Source organism: Pseudomonas sp. SWRI99 (assembly GCF_014270125.1).
Lineage (GTDB): Bacteria > Pseudomonadota > Gammaproteobacteria > Pseudomonadales > Pseudomonadaceae > Aquipseudomonas > Aquipseudomonas hamedanensis.
The window spans coordinates 1-19,882 of record NZ_JABWQR010000005.1 but is presented as its reverse complement, the minus strand read 5'-3'; the positions used below and the strand labels follow the sequence as shown (position 1 = coordinate 19,882).

Annotated in this window: 18 protein-coding genes; 9 read left to right on the top strand and 9 right to left on the bottom strand. The window is 61.2% G+C overall.

Going from position 1 to position 19,882, the window contains the following annotated elements; translation table 11 throughout:
- Positions 1 to 132 precede the first annotated feature (132 nt).
- The 4 genes from HU743_RS05470 to HU743_RS05455 form a co-directional block, all read right to left on the bottom strand.
- Entirely contained in the window at positions 133 to 2,184 is a 2,052-nt protein-coding gene (locus HU743_RS05470) for a bifunctional diguanylate cyclase/phosphodiesterase (protein WP_186550090.1), read from the bottom strand.
- Between the two features lie 322 nt (positions 2,185 to 2,506).
- Positions 2,507 to 3,103 (bottom strand): Fe-Mn family superoxide dismutase, encoded by a 597-nt coding sequence (locus HU743_RS05465; RefSeq protein WP_016773431.1) that lies wholly within the window; start codon positions 3,101 to 3,103, stop codon positions 2,507 to 2,509.
- 176 nt (positions 3,104 to 3,279) lie between these two features.
- Entirely contained in the window at positions 3,280 to 3,882 is a 603-nt protein-coding gene (locus tag HU743_RS05460; RefSeq protein WP_186647452.1) for a LysE/ArgO family amino acid transporter, read from the bottom strand.
- A 5-nt stretch (positions 3,883 to 3,887) separates the two neighbouring features.
- A complete protein-coding gene (locus HU743_RS05455; RefSeq protein ID WP_186550094.1) occupies positions 3,888 to 4,289 on the bottom strand; it encodes an ACT domain-containing protein in 402 nt (133 codons plus the stop codon).
- 94 nt (positions 4,290 to 4,383) lie between these two features.
- On the opposite strand from HU743_RS05455, the gene HU743_RS05450 reads away from it, so the two are divergent.
- The 4 genes from HU743_RS05450 (at position 4,384) to HU743_RS05435 (ending at position 8,447) form a co-directional block, all read left to right on the top strand.
- On the top strand, positions 4,384 to 5,271 hold the full coding sequence (locus HU743_RS05450) for a LysR family transcriptional regulator ArgP (RefSeq protein WP_186647450.1): 888 nt from the start codon (positions 4,384 to 4,386) through the stop codon (positions 5,269 to 5,271).
- A 99-nt stretch (positions 5,272 to 5,370) separates the two neighbouring features.
- Positions 5,371 to 6,363 (top strand): NAD(P)-dependent oxidoreductase, encoded by a 993-nt coding sequence (locus HU743_RS05445; RefSeq protein WP_186622289.1) that lies wholly within the window; start codon positions 5,371 to 5,373, stop codon positions 6,361 to 6,363.
- A gap of 126 nt (positions 6,364 to 6,489) precedes the next feature.
- The gene (locus HU743_RS05440) at positions 6,490 to 7,347 is read left to right on the top strand and encodes an ATPase (protein WP_186647448.1); all 858 of its coding nucleotides are present in this window, start codon (positions 6,490 to 6,492) and stop codon (positions 7,345 to 7,347) included.
- 251 nt (positions 7,348 to 7,598) lie between these two features.
- Positions 7,599 to 8,447, top strand: a complete 849-nt coding sequence (locus tag HU743_RS05435) for a cache domain-containing protein (RefSeq protein WP_186647446.1) — start codon at positions 7,599 to 7,601, stop codon at positions 8,445 to 8,447.
- A 143-nt stretch (positions 8,448 to 8,590) separates the two neighbouring features.
- Here HU743_RS05435 and HU743_RS05430 read toward each other — a convergent pair whose 3' ends face one another.
- The gene (locus tag HU743_RS05430; protein WP_186647444.1) at positions 8,591 to 10,108 is read right to left on the bottom strand and encodes a DHA2 family efflux MFS transporter permease subunit; all 1,518 of its coding nucleotides are present in this window, start codon (positions 10,106 to 10,108) and stop codon (positions 8,591 to 8,593) included.
- Between the two features lie 78 nt (positions 10,109 to 10,186).
- The gene (gene pobA / locus HU743_RS05425; protein WP_186647667.1) at positions 10,187 to 11,371 is read right to left on the bottom strand and encodes a 4-hydroxybenzoate 3-monooxygenase; all 1,185 of its coding nucleotides are present in this window, start codon (positions 11,369 to 11,371) and stop codon (positions 10,187 to 10,189) included.
- 186 nt (positions 11,372 to 11,557) lie between these two features.
- On the opposite strand from pobA, the gene HU743_RS05420 reads away from it, so the two are divergent.
- Positions 11,558 to 12,442: a helix-turn-helix domain-containing protein gene (locus tag HU743_RS05420; protein ID WP_186647442.1), complete on the top strand. Its 885-nt coding sequence runs from the start codon at positions 11,558 to 11,560 to the stop codon at positions 12,440 to 12,442.
- Positions 12,443 to 12,562: 120 nt separating this feature from the next.
- Here the strand turns inward: HU743_RS05420 and HU743_RS05415 are convergent, their stop codons facing one another.
- Both HU743_RS05415 and HU743_RS05410 read right to left on the bottom strand, forming a co-directional pair.
- Positions 12,563 to 12,739 carry a hypothetical protein gene (locus HU743_RS05415; RefSeq protein WP_178113631.1) on the bottom strand — a complete coding sequence of 59 codons (177 nt, stop codon included), beginning with the start codon at positions 12,737 to 12,739 and terminating at the stop codon, positions 12,563 to 12,565.
- 105 nt (positions 12,740 to 12,844) lie between these two features.
- Positions 12,845 to 13,774, bottom strand: a complete 930-nt coding sequence (locus HU743_RS05410; RefSeq protein WP_202883917.1) for a LysR family transcriptional regulator — start codon at positions 13,772 to 13,774, stop codon at positions 12,845 to 12,847.
- 114 nt (positions 13,775 to 13,888) lie between these two features.
- On the opposite strand from HU743_RS05410, the gene HU743_RS05405 reads away from it, so the two are divergent.
- Both HU743_RS05405 and HU743_RS05400 read left to right on the top strand, forming a co-directional pair.
- Complete coding sequence (locus HU743_RS05405) at positions 13,889 to 14,767, top strand: MBL fold metallo-hydrolase (RefSeq protein WP_186647440.1); 879 nt, start codon at positions 13,889 to 13,891, stop codon at positions 14,765 to 14,767.
- A 46-nt stretch (positions 14,768 to 14,813) separates the two neighbouring features.
- The gene (locus HU743_RS05400; protein WP_186647438.1) at positions 14,814 to 15,428 is read left to right on the top strand and encodes an NAD(P)-dependent oxidoreductase; all 615 of its coding nucleotides are present in this window, start codon (positions 14,814 to 14,816) and stop codon (positions 15,426 to 15,428) included.
- 120 nt (positions 15,429 to 15,548) lie between these two features.
- On the opposite strand, the gene HU743_RS05395 is transcribed toward HU743_RS05400, so the two are convergent.
- Positions 15,549 to 16,430: a LysR substrate-binding domain-containing protein gene (locus HU743_RS05395; RefSeq protein ID WP_186647436.1), complete on the bottom strand. Its 882-nt coding sequence runs from the start codon at positions 16,428 to 16,430 to the stop codon at positions 15,549 to 15,551.
- A gap of 219 nt (positions 16,431 to 16,649) precedes the next feature.
- On the opposite strand from HU743_RS05395, the gene HU743_RS05390 reads away from it, so the two are divergent.
- Positions 16,650 to 18,287, top strand: a complete 1,638-nt coding sequence (locus tag HU743_RS05390; protein WP_186647434.1) for a 5-guanidino-2-oxopentanoate decarboxylase — start codon at positions 16,650 to 16,652, stop codon at positions 18,285 to 18,287.
- Positions 18,287 to 19,735: an aldehyde dehydrogenase family protein gene (locus HU743_RS05385; protein WP_186647663.1), complete on the top strand. Its 1,449-nt coding sequence runs from the start codon at positions 18,287 to 18,289 to the stop codon at positions 19,733 to 19,735. Before HU743_RS05390 ends, HU743_RS05385 begins: the two co-directional genes overlap by 1 nt.
- Positions 19,736 to 19,882 lie beyond the last annotated feature (147 nt).

Genomic DNA, 19,882 nt, shown 5'->3' with positions numbered 1-19,882 from the left:
CAAAAAGATCGCAGCCTCGTTTCACTCGTCAGCTCCTACAGGGGGAACGCATTTCAATGTAGGAGCTGCCGAAGGCTCGGGCCGCGATTGGACGATCTTTGCTTTTATAAAAAAGCTGCGGTCTTTTGATCTCTAAAGAATCGCCGCGTTGCTGCGTTGGGCCTGTTTGAGATAAGCCGTCAGCTCCCGCGCCGGCAACGGTTTGCTGTAGTGATAACCCTGACCTTCATGGCAACCTTCGGAAATGATGTAAGACTCCTGCTCCGCGGTTTCCACGCCTTCGGCAATCACCTGCATGCCCAGACTTTTGCCCAGTTGAATGATCGCGCGAACGATGGTCGCGTCATCGTCGTCGTCAAGCAGATCCTGGACGAAGCTCTTGTCGATCTTGATCTTGTCCAGCGGCAGGCTTTTCAGATAGCTCAACGATGAATAGCCAGTGCCGAAGTCATCGATGGCGATCAACGCACCGGAGCGGCGCAGGCTCAGCAGGTGCTGGGCGGCGGTGGTGATGTCTTCCATCAGGCCGGTTTCGGTGACTTCCAGTTCGAGGCTGCGCGGCGGCAGGCGGTACATCTGCAACAGGTTGTTGACCACTCGCGGTAACTCGGCGTGATGCAGTTGCACGGTCGACAGGTTGACCGCCATGCGCAGGTCGACAAAGCCCTGGTCGTGCCAGTCGCGCAATTGCTTGCAAGCCTGGTCGAGCACCCATTCGCCGATGGCAATGATGGTGCCGTTCTGTTCGGCCAACGGAATGAACAGGTCCGGCGGTACCAGGCCATGTTCCGGGTGCTGCCAGCGGATCAGCGCCTCGACGCCGACCACGCGGTGATCGCGGTAGCTGATCTGCGGCTGATAGACGAGATAGAACTGGTCGCGGATCAACGCATCGCGCAAGTCTTTTTCCAGTTCACGGCGGCGACGCATCTCGCTGTCGACGCTGGCGATGTAGAACTGATAGCGATTGCGCGACCGGGTCTTGGCCAGCGTCATGGTCTGCTCGGCTTTTTGCAACAGCTTCTCGGTACTGTCGCCGTCCTCCGGAAACAGGGTGATGCCAATGGTCGCGCGCAGGCGGATCTCCTGATGGTCGAGGGCAAACGGTGCCTCCAGGTCATCGAGAATACTTTGTGCCAGTTCGGCGGCTTCGTACGGCTGCTCAATGTCGGCCTGCACCAGCGCGAACTGGTCGCCACCGAGGCGGGCGAGGGCGCCCAGGCGTCCGCTGTGGGCGCGCAGGCGATCGGCCAGGGCCAGCAGCAATTGGTCGCCGGTCTGGTAGCTGAACTGCTCGTTGATGCCTTTGAAATCATCCAGCCCTACGCACAGCACGGCGACGCGTCGTTGCAGCTTGCCGGCGTCGACCAGAATCTTGTCCAGTTGTTGTTGCAGCTGCTGGCGGTTCGGCAGGCCGGTGAGGAAGTCGTACTGGGCCATGCGCAGCAGGCTGTTTTCCGCCTCGTGACGCAGATGGGTGTTGCGTTCGATGGACTCGAGCAACTGGTTGGCGGTGTTGATCCACAGTCCCAGCTCGTTTTTTTCGTGGCCCTTGATCTGTGGAATCTTGTGTTCGCTGGGACGATCCGGATTGATCTCGGTGAGGTGCTCGATGATGCGCGACAGCGGTTTGGTCAGCAGCCAGTGATAGACCAGATACAACACCAGCCCCAAGGCCAGCGCGCGCAGTACCCCGGAAATGAAAATGATCACCGAGCTGACGATGAATCCTTCGCCATAGGTGGCCGTGTCGAGGGTGATGCTCAGGTCGCCGTAATACTCGCTGTACGGCCCGCGCCCCACCAATTGGGTGGTGAAGGTGCGTTCCTGGCCAAGAATAAGGTCGGTCAGCCAGCGGCTGTTGGAATGCTGCAGGTCGCGGGATTTCTGCGCGAGCATGGCTTCGTTGGGATGGCCGATGGACGCCTGACGCACTGCATCATCCTGAAACAGGCCTTCGATCACTTGCATGCCCATTTCCCGGTCCAGGCTGTAAACGGCCTGGGTCGAGGGATCGCGGAACATGTCGAGGATGCGTTCGGCGTCGCCGGCCACCGCCTGGCGGGTTTTATAGGCATCGAACACAATCTGCGCGCAGCTCAAGACTACGCCGACGATCAATGCCGACAGGAGCACGACCCGGAGCAACTTCACCGACAAGCTGTTCTTGAGTTCCAGCTTCAAAGGGGTATTCCTTGTTCCGTGCGGGTAGCGTCAGGTTGCCATGAGTATTGGCAATCCCGTGGTAGCAGTCAAAGGGACAATCGGGCCGAGCAGGATTTGACTGAGGTCTTGGCCGCCATACTGCCTTTGGAGTATTAGCTCTGAATTCACTGTGTCGGTAATGGTCGCCCTCAACTTGAGCGCAGCGAAGGATATTTTTGACTGATGGTAGTGCGCTGTGACGCCTTGGCAAACGGCGCGAAGCTGCTTTTGGCGTAGGATAATCACCCGGCGCGGGCATAAAAAAAACCCGGCAAAGCCGGGTTTTTGTCTGGCGCGCAGCTTAAGCGGTGAAGGTTTTGCCTTCGAACTGCTCAGCGACGAACTTCCAGTTGACCAGGTTCCAGAACGCTTCAACGTACTTTGGACGCAGGTTGCGGTAGTCGATGTAGTAAGCGTGTTCCCAGACGTCGCAGGTCAGCAGCGGGGTGTCGCCGCTGGTCAGCGGGTTGCCGGCGCCGATGGTGCTGGCCAGGGCCAGGGAACCGTCAGCCTTTTTCACCAGCCAGCCCCAGCCGGAACCGAAGGTGCCGATCGAGGTTTTGCTGAACTCTTCCTTGAACTTGTCGAACGAACCGAAGGCTGCGTTGATGGCATCTGCCAGTGCGCCGGTTGGCTGACCGCCGGCGTTTGGCGCCAGGCAGTTCCAGTAGAAGGTGTGGTTCCAGACCTGAGCGGCGTTGTTGAAGATGCCGCCCGAGGAAGTCTTGACGATTTCTTCCAGGGTCTTGCCTTCGAACTCAGTGCCTGGCACCAGGTTGTTCAGGTTCACGACGTAGGTGTTGTGGTGCTTGTCGTGGTGAAATTCCAGGGTTTCCTTGGAAATGTGCGGCTGCAGGGCATCGTGTGCGTAAGGCAGCGGCGGCAATTCGAAAGCCATGATGATTCTCCTAATCAGGTCTGTTGCGGTGAGCGCAAGGCCGATCACGGGCGGCCAGAAATGCACCGGCGAGTTTTTACTCTTTGCGGCGCAGGGTTCGGATCATAGCACCGGGGTTGCGGCTTAACCACGCAACAACTGTGTGGGATAGAGGTTCCAGAGCGCTTTGGAATAAATCACGAGGCCACTATCAACTGTCCCGCAACCGTGAACATCATCAGTGCCACGAGCAGATCGAGGATGCGCCAAGTACTCGGGCGGGCCAGCCACGGCGCCAGCCATGCCGCGCCCAGTGCCAGGGTGAAAAACCACAGCAGCGATGCACTCGCCGCGCCGACCACATAAGCGCCGGGTACCGATTGCTGCGCGCCAAGCGAGCCGATCAGCAATACCGTATCGAGATAAACGTGGGGGTTGAGCAATGTCACCGCCAAAGCGCTGAGCATTACTGCGCGCAGCGAGCGCACGGTCTGGTTTTCACCTTGCTCAAGGCTCTGTTTCGCGCAGGCCCGACGCAGTGCCTGGCTGCCATACCAGATCAGAAACGCCGCGCCGCCCCAGCGGGCAATCGCCAGCAATGTCGGATTCTGCGCCAGGATCGTCGCCAAACCGAACACCCCGGCGGCGACCAGCAGCGCATCACACACAACGCACAGCGCCGCCACCGGCAGGTGGTGCTCGCGGCGCAGGCTCTGGGCAAGCACAAAAGCGTTCTGCGTGCCGATCGCCATGATCAGCCCGAACGCCACCAACAGACCGTTCACATAGCTTTGCCACATAAGGTTCACTCCGCGTTCGCTGCGAGGTCGCGCAGCACGTGCATGGCGCGTTCGGCGTCGGCCTGGCCGACAAACAAATGGTCGTGGTAGTAACCGGCGATCACGTTGCAGCTGATGCCAGCCTCGCCCAATGCCGTGGCGAAGGCGGCGGTCAGGCCCACCGCTTGCAGCGCCGAATGCACGTTCAGGGTGATCCACGCGGCGACGTAGTCGAAGCTCAAACCGGCCTGTTCGGCGTCGGAGCGCTTGAGAATGACCGTCAGGCCTTCCTGTTCACGGAAGCTGCCGATGAGCTCCAGGCCGGTTGGCAACTGAGCGTCGGGCAAGGTGCAGAACACGTATTCACCGCTGTTGAGTTGCGGGCTCATGCTGCGCAGCAGCGTTGAGAGTGAGGTTTCGCCGGCCATGAAAGGAATCCTTGAGAGAGTGCTTGCTGGCTATTCTCTGGGTGATCGCTGTATAAGAAAAACCAATATTGATGATCGCCCATTAGGAAAACTGATGTTCGACTACAAATTGCTTTCCGCCCTGGCCGCGGTGGTCGAGCAAGCCGGTTTCGAACGGGCCGCGCAGGTTCTTGGCCTGTCGCAATCGGCGATCTCACAGCGGATCAAACTGCTGGAGGCACGTGTCGGTCAGCCGGTGTTGATTCGCGGCACGCCTCCGGCGCCAACCGAGATCGGCCGGCGCCTGCTCAACCACGTGCAACAGGTGCGTTTGCTTGAGCGTGACTTGCAGACTTTGGTGCCGGCACTGGACGAGGAGGGGCTGCCGGAGCGTTTGCGCATCGCCTTGAACGCCGACAGCCTGGCAACGTGGTGGGCGCAAGCGGTGGGCGACTTTTGCGCGCAACAGCATTTGCTGCTCGACCTGATCGTCGAGGACCAGACCGTCGGCCTCAAACGCATGCGTGCTGGCGAAGTGGCCGCCTGCCTGTGTGCCAGTGAACGGCCGGTGGCCGGCGCCCGCAGCGTGTTGCTCGGGGCGATGCGTTATCGCGCGCTGGCCAGCCCTGCGTTCATCGAACGGCATTTTCCTGAGGGCGTGCGCGCTGAACAGCTGCCACGCACCCCGGCACTGGTGTTCGGCCCGGACGATTTTCTACAGCATCGTTACCTCGCTGCCCTCGGCGTGGATGGCGCTTTCGAGCATCATTTGTGCCCGTCCTCGGAGGGTTTCATCCGCCTGACGGAAGCCGGGCTCGGCTGGGGCCTGGTGCCGGAGCTGCAAGTACGCGAGCAACTGCAACGCGGCGTGCTGCGCGAATTGTTGCCAGATAAACCGATCGATGTGCCGTTGTACTGGCATCATTGGCGCAACGGCGGGCAGTTGCTCAACCAACTGACCGAGCAATTGGTGCGCTCATCCAGGCAATGGCTAGTGGCTTGAATGCAGCGGCAAGCGTCAAGCTGCAAGCGGTAAGAACAAGCACCGTTTCAACTTGCAGCTGAAAGCTCGTAGCTTGCAGCTGCTTTCCTGGAGTTTTTGATGAAAATTTTGGTTACCGGCGCAAGCGGCTTCATTGGCGGACGCTTTGCGCGTTTCGCTTTGGAGCAGGGCCTGGAGGTGCGGGTCAACGGTCGCCGGGCCGAGAGTGTCGAGCATCTGGTGCGCCGTGGCGCCGAGTTCGTCCCCGGTGACTTGACCGATGCGGGGCTGGCGCGCGACCTGTGCAGCGACGTCGACGCCGTGGTGCATTGTGCCGGCGCCGTTGGGCTGTGGGGCCGTTACGAAGATTTTCATCAGGGCAACGTGCAAGTCACCGAAAACATTGTCGAGGCGTGCCTGAAGCGACGGGTGCGGCGCCTGGTGCACCTGTCGTCACCGTCGATCTATTTCGATGGCCGCGACCACTTCAATCTGACCGAAGAACAAGTGCCCAAGCGCTTCAGGCATCCTTATGCGGCGACCAAATACCTGGCGGAACAAAAGGTGTTCGGTGCGCAGGAATTCGGCCTCGAAACCATTGCCTTGCGCCCGCGCTTCGTCACCGGTGCCGGCGACATGAGCATCTTTCCGCGCCTGCTGAACATGCAGCGCAAGGGCCGACTGGCGATCATCGGCAATGGCTTGAACAAAGTCGATTTCACCAGCGTACAGAACCTCAACGAAGCCATGCTCAGCAGTCTCTTGGCCGCAGGCTCGGCGTTGGGCAAGGCCTACAACATCAGCAACGGCGCGCCGGTGCCGCTGTGGGATGTGGTCAATTACGTGATGCGCAGGATGGAGGTGCCACAGGTCAGCCGGTATCGGTCCTACGCGCTGGCCTACAGCGTCGCGGCGCTCAACGAAGGCGCGTGCAAACTGTGGCCGGGGCGTCCGGAGCCGACGCTGTCGCGGCTGGGCATGCAGGTCATGCACAAAAATTTCACCCTCGACATCAGCCGCGCCCGGCATTATCTGGACTACGATCCGAAAGTCAGCCTGTGGACGGCCCTCGACGAGTTCTGCGGCTGGTGGAAAGCCCAGGACGTTCGCTGAAACCGGTTGAAACGAATCGGCTGGCCGGCAATGAACCGCGCCGCCGGTTGGGGGTCAATGCCTGCGGCTGCGGCGGTTATACTTCGCGGCATTTAGCCATCACCGCGTTTCACAAAGGTTGCCTCAATGTCCATGCGTAACGATGCCCACGACGACGATTTCGATAACGTGCCGAGCCTGCGCGCCGACCCCTTCGACGACGATGACATTGCGCCCGACGCACGTACCGCCGTGCGCTCGCGCAGCGCGCCTGTGGTCAAGGTCAAGGCCGCCAGTACCGGGCCGCTGTGGGCACTGGTTGGGGCGCTGTTCTTCGCTTTCGTCGGCCTGGCGTGGTGGAGCTTCCAGCAGATTTCCCTGATGGAGCAGCAACTGGTCGCGACCCAGGAGAGCTTTGCGCGCATCAGCGAAGAAGCGGCCGGACGTCTGCAGGATATTTCCGGCAAGGTGGTGGCCAGCCAGACCAACGTCACCAGCGACAGCGAAGCGTTGAAATTGCAGATCAGGCAACTCGAGGGCAAGCTGCTTGATCAGAGCAAACAGCAGCAGGGCGTGGCCGGGCAGGCCAGCGATCTGGACAAGCGCCTGGCGCAGATGACCGCGCAGACCACCGAACAGCAGAACGCCAATGCTCAATTGCAGGCACAGGTCAAAGCGCTCAGCGCCGAACTGGCGGCGATCAAAAGCACCCCGGCCGATACCAGCAAGGTCGATGCGCAGTTGAAAGCCTTCGACGTGCAATTCAAGAGCCTTGGCGCCGATATCGCCGCGCTGAAGAAGCAGGGCAATCCAAGTGCAGCGATTGATCGTCTGGAGCAGGACATCGTCGTGCTCAAAAGCCAGCAAGACAACCGCCCGGCGACTCCGCCGGGAGGCGGCAATACGGCTGAGTTCGATGCGTTCCGTGCGCAGATGACCCGCAACCTCAATACATTGCAGGCGCAGATTCAGAATTTGCAGCAGCAGATCAACGCCCGCCCGTAAGGTTTGTAAAGCCGTTTCGGCGAGCTGGATTTCCTGTGGCGAGGGAGCTTGCTCCCGCTGGAGCGCGAAGCGCTCCTTATGTCTCTTCAGCCAATACACGTGTTCAGGGTTGACGACTGCTCCGCAGCCGAGCGGGAGCAAGCTCCCTCGCCACAAAGGGGGAGGCGGCAACTTCTGGATTCATCTTCAACTGCCGTCCAACCCCAAGCCGACTACGCTCTTGAAACACCAACAAGAACGAGGGATGCGCTATGGGGTTTTTGCATAAAGTGGCCTGGCTCGGCCTGATGCTGCTCGCCGGTTTTGGCCAGGCCAGCGCCGCGACCACCGACAAGAACGACAGCCAGGCCGCCATCGCCTTGCTGGAGAAAGCCCTGGCTTACTATCACGAAAACGGCGACAAGGCCTTTGCCGCGTTCAGCCGTCAGGGTGAGTTCGTCGACAAGGATCGCTACGTGTTCGTGCTCGACACCAAAGGCGTCATGCTCGCCAGCGGCGGACCGTCGTCGGCGTTGATTGGCCGCGATGTCAGCGAAGTGCTCGGGCCGGATCTGCAAAAAGCTTTCAAGGAGGCGCTGAAAGTGCCGGAAGGCAACGGCATTCAGCAGGCCGAGTACCGTTGGCAAAACTGGGCCGACGGCAAGGTCGAGCGCAAGCATGTGTTTTATCAGCGTGTCGGCCAGCGGATTCTGGCGGTGGGCTATTACCTGCCACGGGCTTCCGCCGAACAGGCCAGGGCGTTGCTGGATAAAGCCGCGACGGATCTCACCAAGGACGAGAAGGGCACGCTGATCGCGATCAACTCGCTCAAGGGCGGTTACTTGCAAGATGATCTGTATGTGTTCGTCGTCGACCTCAACACTCGGCGTTACGTTGCTCACGGCACCAACCTGCGCTTGATCAACACCGACTTCGGCAAGGTCAAGGATCCGCAAGGCAAACCGGTGGGCGAGCCGATTCTGGCGTTGATCGGCAAGCAGGATGAAGGCGAATACGAATACCGTTGGAAAAACCCGGTGACCGGCAAGGTCGAGGACAAGCATGCGTACCTGAAGAAGGTCGGGCATTTCCTCGTCGCGGTGGGTTACTACAGCCCTTGAGCGAAACACCTTACCCTGTCTGATCGTTCCCACGCTCTGCGTGGGAATGCAGCCCGGGACGCTCTGCGTCCCTTCCAAGCCGAACGCAGAGCGTCCGTTGAGGCATTCCCACGCAGAGCGTGGGAACGATCGGTACAGGAGGCTCATTTCGCGCCGTGCTCGCGCCCGCGCAGCAGATTGTTCGGCATGGCAATGGCCGCCGCCAGACCGAGCAGCGACACCGCCGCGCTGACGCACAGCAAATGCCGGAACGTCACCAGCAGTGCCGCGCGCAAGGCGTTCTGCGCGTCGCCGGGCGCAGCGTTGAGGCCGTCCAGCAGGACGTTGCCCGAATGCCCTTCGCTCATCAGCGAACTGCCTGCCAGCTGTGCAAAACCTGAGTCCTGCAGCAGCGCCAGTAACAGCGCCGACATCAGCGCCACGCCCATCGCGCCGCCCAGTGAGCGGAACAGGTTGGTGGTGCTGGTCGCCACGCCAATGTCGCGTTGCTCCACCGAATTCTGCGTGCCGACCAGCGAGGTCGGAAACTGCATGCCGCCGGCAATGCCGCTGAGCAACATGAACAAGCCGCTGAGCAGCGTCGCCTCTGGCGCACTGAAGGCCATGCCAAGAATCGAGATCGGCATCAGGATCGCGCCGCTGAGGATCTGTGGTTTGTAGCGCCCGGTGATCGAGGTGCGGCGACCGGCAAAATAGGCGCCGATCGGCAGTCCCATCGCTAATGGCAGCAAGTGTAGTGCCGCGCTGTCCGCGCCAGCACCGGTGACGCTTTGAAAGCGCAGAGGCATCAACACGATCAATGAAATCGCCTGGAAACTGGTGAAGAAAATCGTGCACCAGCACAGCAGGGCGTTGCGGTTGGCGAACAGGTGCATCGGCAACAAAGGTTCCCGCGCCCGCCGTTCGTGCCAGACAAATATCGCCAGGACCAGCACCGCACAGGCCAGCAATCCGAGCACTTCACGGCTGCGCCACGAATGTCCCTGACCGACCTCGGTGATACCGAGCAGCAGCGCCGTCAGGCCGATGATCATCAGCACCGTGCCGAGGTAATCGATCACCGGTTTGCGCTGCGGAATCGGCAAGCCGCGCAGGTTACGCCGCGCCACCCACCAGGCGCCGAGGCCCAGCGGCAGGTTGATCAGAAACACCCAGCGCCACGACAGGTATTCGGTCATGTAACCGCCCATCACCGGGCCGGCCACGCTGGCCACCGCGTACATGCTGCTGAAGTAGCCCTGATAGCGTCCGCGTTCACGCGGCGGCACGATGTCGCCGATGATCGCCTGACTCACCGAAATCATCCCGCCGGCGCCGATGCCCTGAACAATCCGCGCCAGCACCAATTGCTCCATGCTTTGCGCCACGCCACAGAGCAGCGAGGCGAGGGTGAACAGCCCCATGCCGAACAGCATCAGTTTGCGCCGCCCGTACAAGTCGCCGAGCTTGCCGTAGATCGGCACCGCCACCGTCATCGCCACCATGTACCCGGAAATCACCCAGGCCAGCAGGCTGACGTCCTTGAATTGCGCGGAAATGGCCGGCATCGACACGGCGACGATGGTCTGGTCCAGCGCGCCGAGAAAGATTGCCATCATCAGCGCGACCAGCACGCTGCGAATGGCCGGTTTAGGCGTTTCAGGCTGATTGAGAGTGGTCACGGAAAACCTGCGGGCAGTGATTGACCCGCGCGGGCAGGGCGAGCGGGTGAGTGCTTGCCACTATAAGTCGATAGCAGGCTATTCGATAGCCTCGTATGGAAGCCCGACGTAATTTTCTGCAATGGTTTTTCGCCCGGCTTCGGAGCTGACAAAGTAGTCCAGCTCCGAAGCACTGATGCGCTGGCTGAACGCATCGTGCTCCTCGAACCGATGCAACATCGAGGTCATCCACCAGGAAAACCGCTCGGCTTTCCAGACCCGGCGCAGGCAGATTTCCGAATATTTGTGCAACAGATCGCTGCGGCCGTCGCGGTACACCTTCAGCAGGATATTGAACAGCGTGCTGACGTCGCTGGCCGCCAGATTCAAGCCCTTGGCGCCGGTGGGCGGAACGATGTGCGCCGCATCGCCGACGAGAAACAGGCGCCCGTACTGCATCGGCTCGACGACGAAGCTGCGCAGCGGTGCGATGCTTTTTTCAATCGACGGGCCGGTCACCAGTTTTTCTGCAAGCGCCACGGGCAAGCGCTTTTTCAGCTCATCCCAGAAGCGCTGATCGCTCCAGTTTTCGACCTGTTCGTCGGCTGGTACTTGCAGGTAATAGCGGGTGCGCGTGGCCGAACGCATGCTGCACAAGGCGAATCCGCGCTCGTGGCGGGCATAGACCAGTTCGTCGTGGACCGGCGGCGTGTCGGCCAGAATGCCCAGCCAGCCGAACGGATAAACCCGCTCGAACACCTTCAGGCAATCGGCAGGAATCGACTGCCGGGCGACGCCGTGAAAACCGTCGCAACCGGCGATGTAATCGCAATCGACGCGCCAGGTTTCGCCATCCTTTTCGAAGGTGACGAACGGCTCGTCGCTTCTCATGCCGTGGGGAACCACGTTGCCGGCCTGGTAAATCGTCGTCGCCCCGGCCTCCCGACGAGCGGCCATCAGGTCGCGGGTGACTTCGGTCTGACCGTAGATCATCACGCGCTTGCCGCCGGTCAACGAGTGCAGGTCGATGTGCACTTGTCGCCCGTCCAGGGCCAGGTCAAATCCGCCGTGAACCAAACCTTCAGCGTCCATGCGCTGACCCACGCCGGCCTGCCGCAACAGCTCTACCATGCCTTGTTCAAGTACGCCGGCGCGGATGCGGCCGAGGACATAGTCAGGTGTCTGCCGCTCGAGGATGAGCGTGTCGATCCCGGCGTTGTGCAGCAACTGACCGAGGAGTAAACCGGACGGACCGGCACCGATAATGGCGACTTGGGTTTTCAGCGTTTTCATTGTTTTTATGACTCGCAAGCTTCACGCGGCAAACACCGGTGAATGATATTTATGGATCGAGTGCTTGCATTTTTCCCTTGCGGGTCTGTCAATTGAAGGTGAAAACTGAGCCGATACCTGTACTTTCTGCCAATCGGTGCGATTATCGCCCATAACCCCGAGGCCTGGATTGAAGTGATGAACAAGCCTGACCTGCCTTCGATTCCCGTGTTCAAGCTCTACGGTGAAAGCCTCGACTGGCCGACCCCTGACTTGCTGCACTGTGAAACCATTTCCTCGCGCAGCCGCGAACATCAATGGGAAATCAAACCCCACCGCCACGCGGACCTGTGCCAGTTGCTGTTCGTGTTCAAGGGGCAGGCGCAGCTCGAAATCGAAGGGCAGTGCACGCAGCTTCAAACCCCGGCGATTCAAGTGCTGCCACCGTTGTCGGTGCACGGCTTTCGCTTTTCCGAAGATGTCGAAGGGTTCATCGTCACCCTCGCCACACCGCTGATCAACCACTTGCAGGCGCAACTGGGCGATTCGGTGCAGGCGCTGGCCCGCGCCGAACACTACCCGGCCGGCGCTGACGGCGATTACCTCAACAGCCTGTTTACAGCGCTGCAGGCCGAGTACAACGGCCATCAACCGGCGCGGGAAATGCTCATGCATGCGCTGGTCAGTGTGATCATGGTCTGGGTCAGCCGTCAGGCAATCGTTCGGCACAAGGCCAGCCAGCGGCCGCAACGCCAGCGCGAATACCTCAATGGCTTTATCCAGTTGGTAGAAGAGACGTATCGCCAGCATGTGAAGGTCGAAGACCTCGCCCATCGTCTGGGCATTTCCGTATCGCACCTTAACGGCACCTGCCGGGAACTGGCCGGGCAGCCGGCGTTGCAGATCATGCACGAGCGCCAGCTCCTGGAAGCCAAGCGCCTGCTGACCTACACCAGCATGACGATTTACGAGATGTCGGAGCTGTTGGGATTTTCCGATCCGACCAACTTCACGCGCCTGTTCCGGCGGCGGGTGGGGATTTCGCCAAAGGCGTTTCGCGACCGGTTGAAGGCCGAGCAATAATTTGTGCGTCGCGGCGGACCCTCTGTAGGAGTGAGCCTGCTCGCGATAGCGGAGTGTCAGTCAAATCAACTCTGGCAGCCACACCGCTATCGCGAGCAGGCTCACTCCTACAGTTGAAAATCAGCGCAGTGCGTTGAGCGTCGCATTGTGCGGAATACACCGCTCATAGTTGCAACTGGCGTATTCGCGGGGCAGTTGTCGCAACTGCTCGACCCGCCAGGCAGCGGTGCCGTACAGCGCCAGCGTGGCAGCGCAGGTGATGAAAATCGCGACGTATCTTCTTGTTTTGATGTTCATGGTGTTCGACCTCTGAACGTCTACCTTGCGGTATTACTTTCAGCATAGGTCAGGCAGGCGCAGCTGCAAGCTTTGAGCTGCAAGCTACAAGTTGTCGTGATGCAGTCAACTTGCAGCTTGTAGCTTGACGCTTGCAGCTTCATCCCAGGCGGGATTTTCGGGAAAACGCTGAACCAGGAAATCGAGCATGCTGCGCAGCGCCGCCGGCATGTGTTTGCGCGAGGCATAGACCGCATAGATGCTCAGCTGCCGCGGCTCGGCATGGGGCAGCAAGCGCAGCAGTTCACCGTTGTGAATAGGCACGCCGGCCAGATAGGTCGGCAGCATCGCCACGCCGGCGCCAGCGAGGGTAGCGCGCAGCAAGGTGCTGGCTTCGTTGGCGCTGATGTTGCCCTGTACCGGCACCGAAACGGGTTCGCCATCCTCTTCGAAATGCCACAGGCTTTTACCGAAGTAGGAATGCGTCAGGCAGTTATGGCGGCTGAGTTCCTCGACCCGTGATGGCGTCGGATGTTCTTGAAGATATGCCGGCGCCGCGCAGATCACCGAGCGACAGGCGGTCAGGCGTCGGGCGATCAGATTGGGGTCGAGATCATTGCTGGTGCGGATCGCCAGGTCGATGCGCTCATCCACCAGGTTCACCGTGCGGTCGAGCATTTGCAGATCGATGCTGACGCCCGGATAGCGTTTAACGTAGGCCGCCATCGCATCGGCCAGTTGCGCCTGGCCGAACGAGGTGCTGACACTGATCCGCAGCAGCCCGCGCGGGGTGTCCTCGGGTTCGCTGACGGCGGCCTGCATGTCGCTGGACAGATCGAGCATCTGCCGGCAGCGCGGAAGGATCTCGCTGCCGGCAGCGGTCAGGCTCAATTTGCGCGTGGTGCGGTGCATCAGGCGTGCGCCGACCCAGTCTTCCAGCTCCGCCAGATAACGCGAAACCACCGGCCGCGACAGTTCCAGATGATCGGCCGCCGCCGATTGGCTGCCCAGATCGACGACAGTGACAAACACCCGCATTGCTTGGAGACGATCCATGATTTGCCCGCTTTCAGAAACAAACTATGTTCAAGCATCGCATTTTTTGTACTGAGTCAGGCAACTAAGCTCTGTCCCATCGCCAGACACGGCATTTGGACCTCGGAGCACCCCATGATCGGCTTGACCTTTTTCAAACGCGTTCTGCTCGCCACCGCCTCGCTGGGGTTCGCGGCGCATGCCGCAGCAGCCAACCTGAGCCTGGACGTCTACAACCCGGGCGCTGCGGCGATTTTTCCGGTGACCTCGGTGCTGGTCAGTGGCGAGAAAGAGGCCATTCTGGTCGATGCGCAATTCGGCAAGGCCCAGGCGGAACAGGTCGTGGAAAAGATTCGCGCCAGCGGCAAGCACCTGACCACCATTTACATCAGCCATGGCGACCCGGACTACTACTTTGGCCTCGACACCCTGACCCGCGCCTTCCCGGACGCCAAGGTCCTCGCATCGCAGCCGACCGTGGATCACATCCAGCAGACCGTCGCCGGCAAACTCGCCTTCTGGGGCCCGAAAATGGGCGCTGACGTGCCGGCAAGAACCATCGTGCCGGACGTGCTCAAGGGCGACAGCCTGATGCTCGAAGGACAGAAATTGCAGGTGATCGGCCTTGACGGCAAGCAGCCGGACCGCAGCTTCGTGTGGATTCCGTCGCTCCAGGCCGTGGTCGGTGGCGTGGTCGTCGCCGAGAACATTCATGTGTGGATGGCCGACACGCAGACCGCGCAATCCCACGCCGACTGGCTGCACACCCTGCAAACGATCGAAACCCTGAAACCGAAAACCGTCGTGCCGGGCCACTACTTGGGCGACAGCAGCCGCTCGCTGGCCAGCGTGAAATTCACCGCCGATTACATCACGGCCTTCGATGCCGAAACTGCCACGGCCAAAGACGCAGCCGCGCTGATCGCGGCGATGAAAAAACGCTATCCGCAACTCGGCGAAGAAAGCTCGCTGGAATTGAGCGCGAAAGTCGCCAAGGGCGAAATGCGCTGGTAAGCCCATTGTTGAAAACGCAGCACTCTCAAGCCAACTGGAGAATGTCATGAGCAAGATCGCAATCATTGGTGCCACCGGACGTGCCGGCAGCCAATTGCTGGAAGAAGCCCTGCGCCGCGGCCATAGCGTTACGGCCATCGCCCGCGACACCTCGAAGATCGGCGCCCGCGCCGGTGTGGTCAGCAAAAATGTCGATGTACTGAATGCCGCGGCGCTGCAAGACGCGGTGGCCGGTCACGATGTGGTGATCACCGCTGCGCATTTCGCCACTGTGCCGGCGTCGGCGATTGTCGGGCCAGTGAAACAGGCGGGGGTGAAGCGTTTGCTGGTGGTCGGTGGTGCCGGTTCGCTATTGTTGCCGGACGACACGCGGGTGATCGACAGTGCGGGTTTCCCCGCCGAGTACAAAGCGGAAGCCAGCGCGGGGGGCGCGTTTCTTGAGGCGTTGCGTCAGGAAAATGAACTGGACTGGACGTTCCTGTCGCCGTCGGCAGAGTTTGTCGAAGGTGCGCGCAGCGGCACCTTCCGTGTCGGCCAGGACCACCTGCTGGTGAGTGGCGAGGGGCGCAGCTGGATTACCTTTGCCGATTACGCGATTGCGTTGATTGACGAGGTGGAAACACCGAAGCATTCGCGGCAGCGTTATACCGTCGGTTACTAAGACCAGGCACGCTTCATTTGTAGGAGTGAGCCTGCTCGCGATAGCGATGGATCTTTCACACCAGCGGTGGCTGACCCGGCGCTATCGCGAGCAGGCTCACTCCTACAAGGATTTGTGTGCTCAGCGCAAATGAGCCTGCTCGACCAGCCAGAGCATCAACTCTTCCAACGGCGGCGAAGGCTCGGCGCCGGCAGGCACCACCACGTAATACGCCAGCCCCGTCTTCACCTTCAAATCAAACGGCATCACCAGCCGTCCGGCGTGCAAATCATCGCCTATCAACGACCAGTCGCCGATCGCCACGCCCGTGCCGTGAGACGCCATCGACATCGCCTGATCCAGCGTTTCGAAGTGCTGGCCGCTGCCCAGATTACCCAGTCGCAACCCCGCCGCCTCAAGCCACACCGACCAGTCCTGAAGGTCATGGGTCGGGTGCAGCAACAAATGTTCCTGCAGATCCTGCGGAGCATTCAGCGCGGGCGAACCTTCGAGCAATTGCGGCGAGCAGACCGGTGTCAGTTGCTCGTCGAACAGGTGTAACGCGCCCGGCGAATTGTCCGGCGGCGGGCCATAGATCACCGCGGCGTCGAATGGCTCACGCTGAAAATCCACGCTGTGTTGCAGTGATGCCGTCAGCTTGACCGGCACGTCCGGACGCTCCTTTTGCCATTGCAACAGGCGCGGCAACAGCCAGCGCATCACACAGCTGGGCGCCTTCAGTTGCAGAGTTTCGCGCTGCACACCGATCTGCTCGGTGGCTTCGCCGATCAGGCCGAAGACCTTCTCCACCCGTGGCAACCACTCGCGACCTTCGGCGGTCAACGCCAGGCCGCGAGCCTGACGAATGAACAATGGATAACCGAGATGATCCTCCAGCCCGGCGATCTGCCGGCTCACCGCGCCCTGAGTGATGTGCAGTTGCTCGGCGGCCCGGGTGAAGTTGCAGCACTGCGCGGTGATCAGAAACGTATGCAGGGCGGGGAGGGGCGGCAATCGTTTCATGGGGATCCAAGGTATGACGTGAGGACATGGCTAGTATGACTTTTAATCGATTGTTGCCGCTAGCTGCGCGCCGTTCCAATGGGCACTCCCACGGACCCTATGGGAGCGAGCCTGCTCGCGAAGGCTGCTTCAAGCTCGACATGGATATTGGCTGGACCGCCTATTCGCGAGCAGGCTCGCTCCCGCAGGGGGTGTTTCAGTGAATGAAAGGGCAAGTTAATGGCAACGTGCGGCGAAGTACTGGTCAAGCTGTTGGAAAATTATGGCGTCGAGCAGGTGTTCGGCATTCCTGGGGTGCACACCGTTGAGCTGTATCGCGGGCTGGCCCGTTCGACGATCAACCACGTCACGCCTCGGCATGAGCAAGGCGCCGGCTTCATGGCCGACGGTTACGCGCGCACCAGCGGCAAACCCGGTGTGTGCTTCATCATCACCGGGCCGGGCATGACCAACATCACCACCGCCATGGGCCAGGCCTACGCCGATTCGATCCCGATGCTGGTGATCTCCAGTGTGCAGTCGCGCAGTCAGTTGGGCGGCGGGCGCGGCAAGCTGCACGAACTGCCGAACCAGAGCGCACTGGTCGGCGGTGTCGCAGCGTTCTCCCACACACTGATGTCGGCGTGCGAATTGCCCGGCGTCCTCGCCCGCGCGTTTGCCCTGTTCCAGGCCGGGCGTCCGCGTCCGGTGCACATCGAAATCCCGCTGGACGTGCTGGTGGAAGAAGCCGATGAGCTGCTCGCCAGCGTCCCGGTCAGCATCGACCGCGCGGGTGCCGCACCCGCCGCCGTGAGCCGCATGACCGAGCTGCTGGCCGGCGCACAACGACCGTTGATTCTCGCCGGTGGCGGTGCGATCGATGCCGCTGCCGAACTCACCGAGCTGGCGCAGTTGCTCGACGCGCCGGTCGCGCTGACTATCAACGCTAAAGGCCTGTTGCCGTCCGCTCATCCCCTGCTGATCGGCTCGACGCAAAGCCTGGTGGCCACTCGCGCGCTGGTCGCCGAGGCCGATGTCGTGTTGGCGATCGGCACCGAACTGGCCGAGACCGATTATGACGTGACCTTTGCCGGCGGCTTCGAGATTGCCGGCAAGCTGCTGCGTATCGACATCGACGCCGATCAGACCGTGCGCAACTATCCGCCCTACGTCGCGCTGGTTGCCGATTCGCGCAACGCCGCCCAGGCATTGCTCAGCGCCTTGTCACACAAGGCGCTGGCCGAACGCCGCAACGACTGGGGCCAGGTGCGCGCTGCGCGTCTGCGCGAGGAGCTGGCCGCGAGCTGGGATGCGCCGACGCTGACGCAGACGCGCTTTCTCCAAACCGTACTGCACGAATTGCCCGACGCAGTGTTCGTCGGCGACTCCACACAACCGGTGTACACCGGCAACCTGACGTTCAATCCGCAGCGTCCGCGGCGCTGGTTCAACTCATCCACCGGCTACGGCACCCTCGGCTACGCGTTGCCCGCCGCCATCGGTGCGTGGCTCGGCGGCAGCGTGGAAACCGGCGCTCGACCACCAGTGGTGTGCCTGATCGGCGATGGCGGTCTGCAATTCACCCTGCCGGAACTGGCCAGCGCTGTCGAAGCGCGCACGCCGGTGATCGTGCTGCTGTGGAATAACCAGGGCTACGAGGAAATCAAGAAATACATGGTCAACCGTGCGATCGAACCGGTGGGTGTCGACATTTACACCCCGGACTTCATCGGCGTCGCCAAGGCGTTGGGCTGTGCTGCCGAAGCGATCGGCTCAGTTCAACAATTACAAAGCGCGCTGCGTGCCGCGAGTGATCGCCAGGGCCCGACGTTAATCGAAATCGACCAGACCCAATGGATGCAGGCGGTGGCCCCATGATCAGTTTTCCAATCACACTCGACGGCCTCTTCATCAACGGCCAATGGTCGGCTGGTCGCGAACATCTGCGGGTGATCAACCCGGCCAGCGAAGCGCTGCTGACCACGGTCAATGGCGGTGACGAGCAGGCCGTCGATCAAGCGATCAGCGCGGCGACCGAAGCGTTCAGGCACTGGTCGCAAACCACTGGCGCCGAGCGCGGGGCGATCCTGCGCAACATCGCCAACGGCGTGCGCAACGGTCGCGACCACCTGATGAAGTTGCAGTCGAGCAACAACGGCAAACCGCTGTTTGAAGCCGCCATCGACGTCGACGATGTGATCGCCACCTTCGAGTATTACGCAGAACTCGCCGCAGGCCTCGATGCACAACAGGACAGCCCTGTGGCGCTGCCCAGCGATGACTTCAGTGCACGCCGGCGCCGCGAACCGTGCGGCGTGGTCGGGCTGATCGTGCCGTGGAATTTCCCCATGGTCACCACCGCCTGGAAACTTGCGCCAGCGCTGGCGGCCGGTTGCTGCGTCGTACTGAAACCGTCGGAGGTCACGCCGCTGGCGGAACTGGAACTGGCGTCGATCATCGCCGAGTCCGGTTTGCCCGACGGCGTCTTCAACCTGGTCTGCGGCACCGGCCTGGCGGTGGGCGCGCCGCTGTCGGCGGATCCGCGAATCGCGAAAATCTCTTTTACCGGCAGCAATGCGGTTGGTGTGCAAGTGATGCGGCGCGCGGCGGAAACGGTGAAGGGCGTGAGCCTGGAACTGGGCGGCAAATCTTCGCTCCTGGTGCTCGACGACGCCGATCTCGAACTGGCTGTCGAACTGGCCTGTGGCGGCGGTTTCTTCAACGCCGGACAGATGTGCTCGGCCACCAGTCGCGTATTGGTTGCCGATGAACTGGCGGATGAATTCCTCGAGCGTCTGCAAAAACGTGCGCAGGCGATTCGCGTCGCTGACCCGTTCGACCCGGATGTGGAGATGGGGGCACTGGTCAATCAGGCGCAATACCAGCGCGTGCTCGGGCACATCGATCGCGGCCTGAGTGCCGGGGCGAAGCTGGTGTGCGGCGGCAATCGTCCGGCGCATCTGCCGCGCGGTTATTTTTTGCAGCCGACGATCTTCACCCAAGTGCCTCTGGACAGTGCGCTGTGGTGCGAAGAGATCTTCGGGCCGGTGCTGTGTGTGCGCAGTTTCAGCAGCGAAGCCGAGGCGATTGCGCTGGCCAATGACAGTCAGTTCGGCCTGGTCGCCACGGTGGTGACGCGTAACGCCGAAACCGCCGACCGTGTCGCCAATGCCCTGCAAGCGGGACTGGTGTGGCTCAACGCGCCGCAGGTGATCTTCCCGCAGACGGCGTGGGGCGGTTACAAGCAAAGCAGCATCGGCCGCGAATTGGGACCGTGGGGCTTGGAGGCTTTTCAGGAAATCAAACATGTGATCCGGGCGGTCTGATCACAGATCTTCTTCGCCTGTACCGGCCCAATCGCGAGCAGGCTCACTTCTACATTTGGAATGCGTTCCACTGTAGGAGTGAGCCTGCTCGCGATGACGTCATCAGCCACGCTGCACAATTGGCATCAGACAGAAAGCCGCAACCGC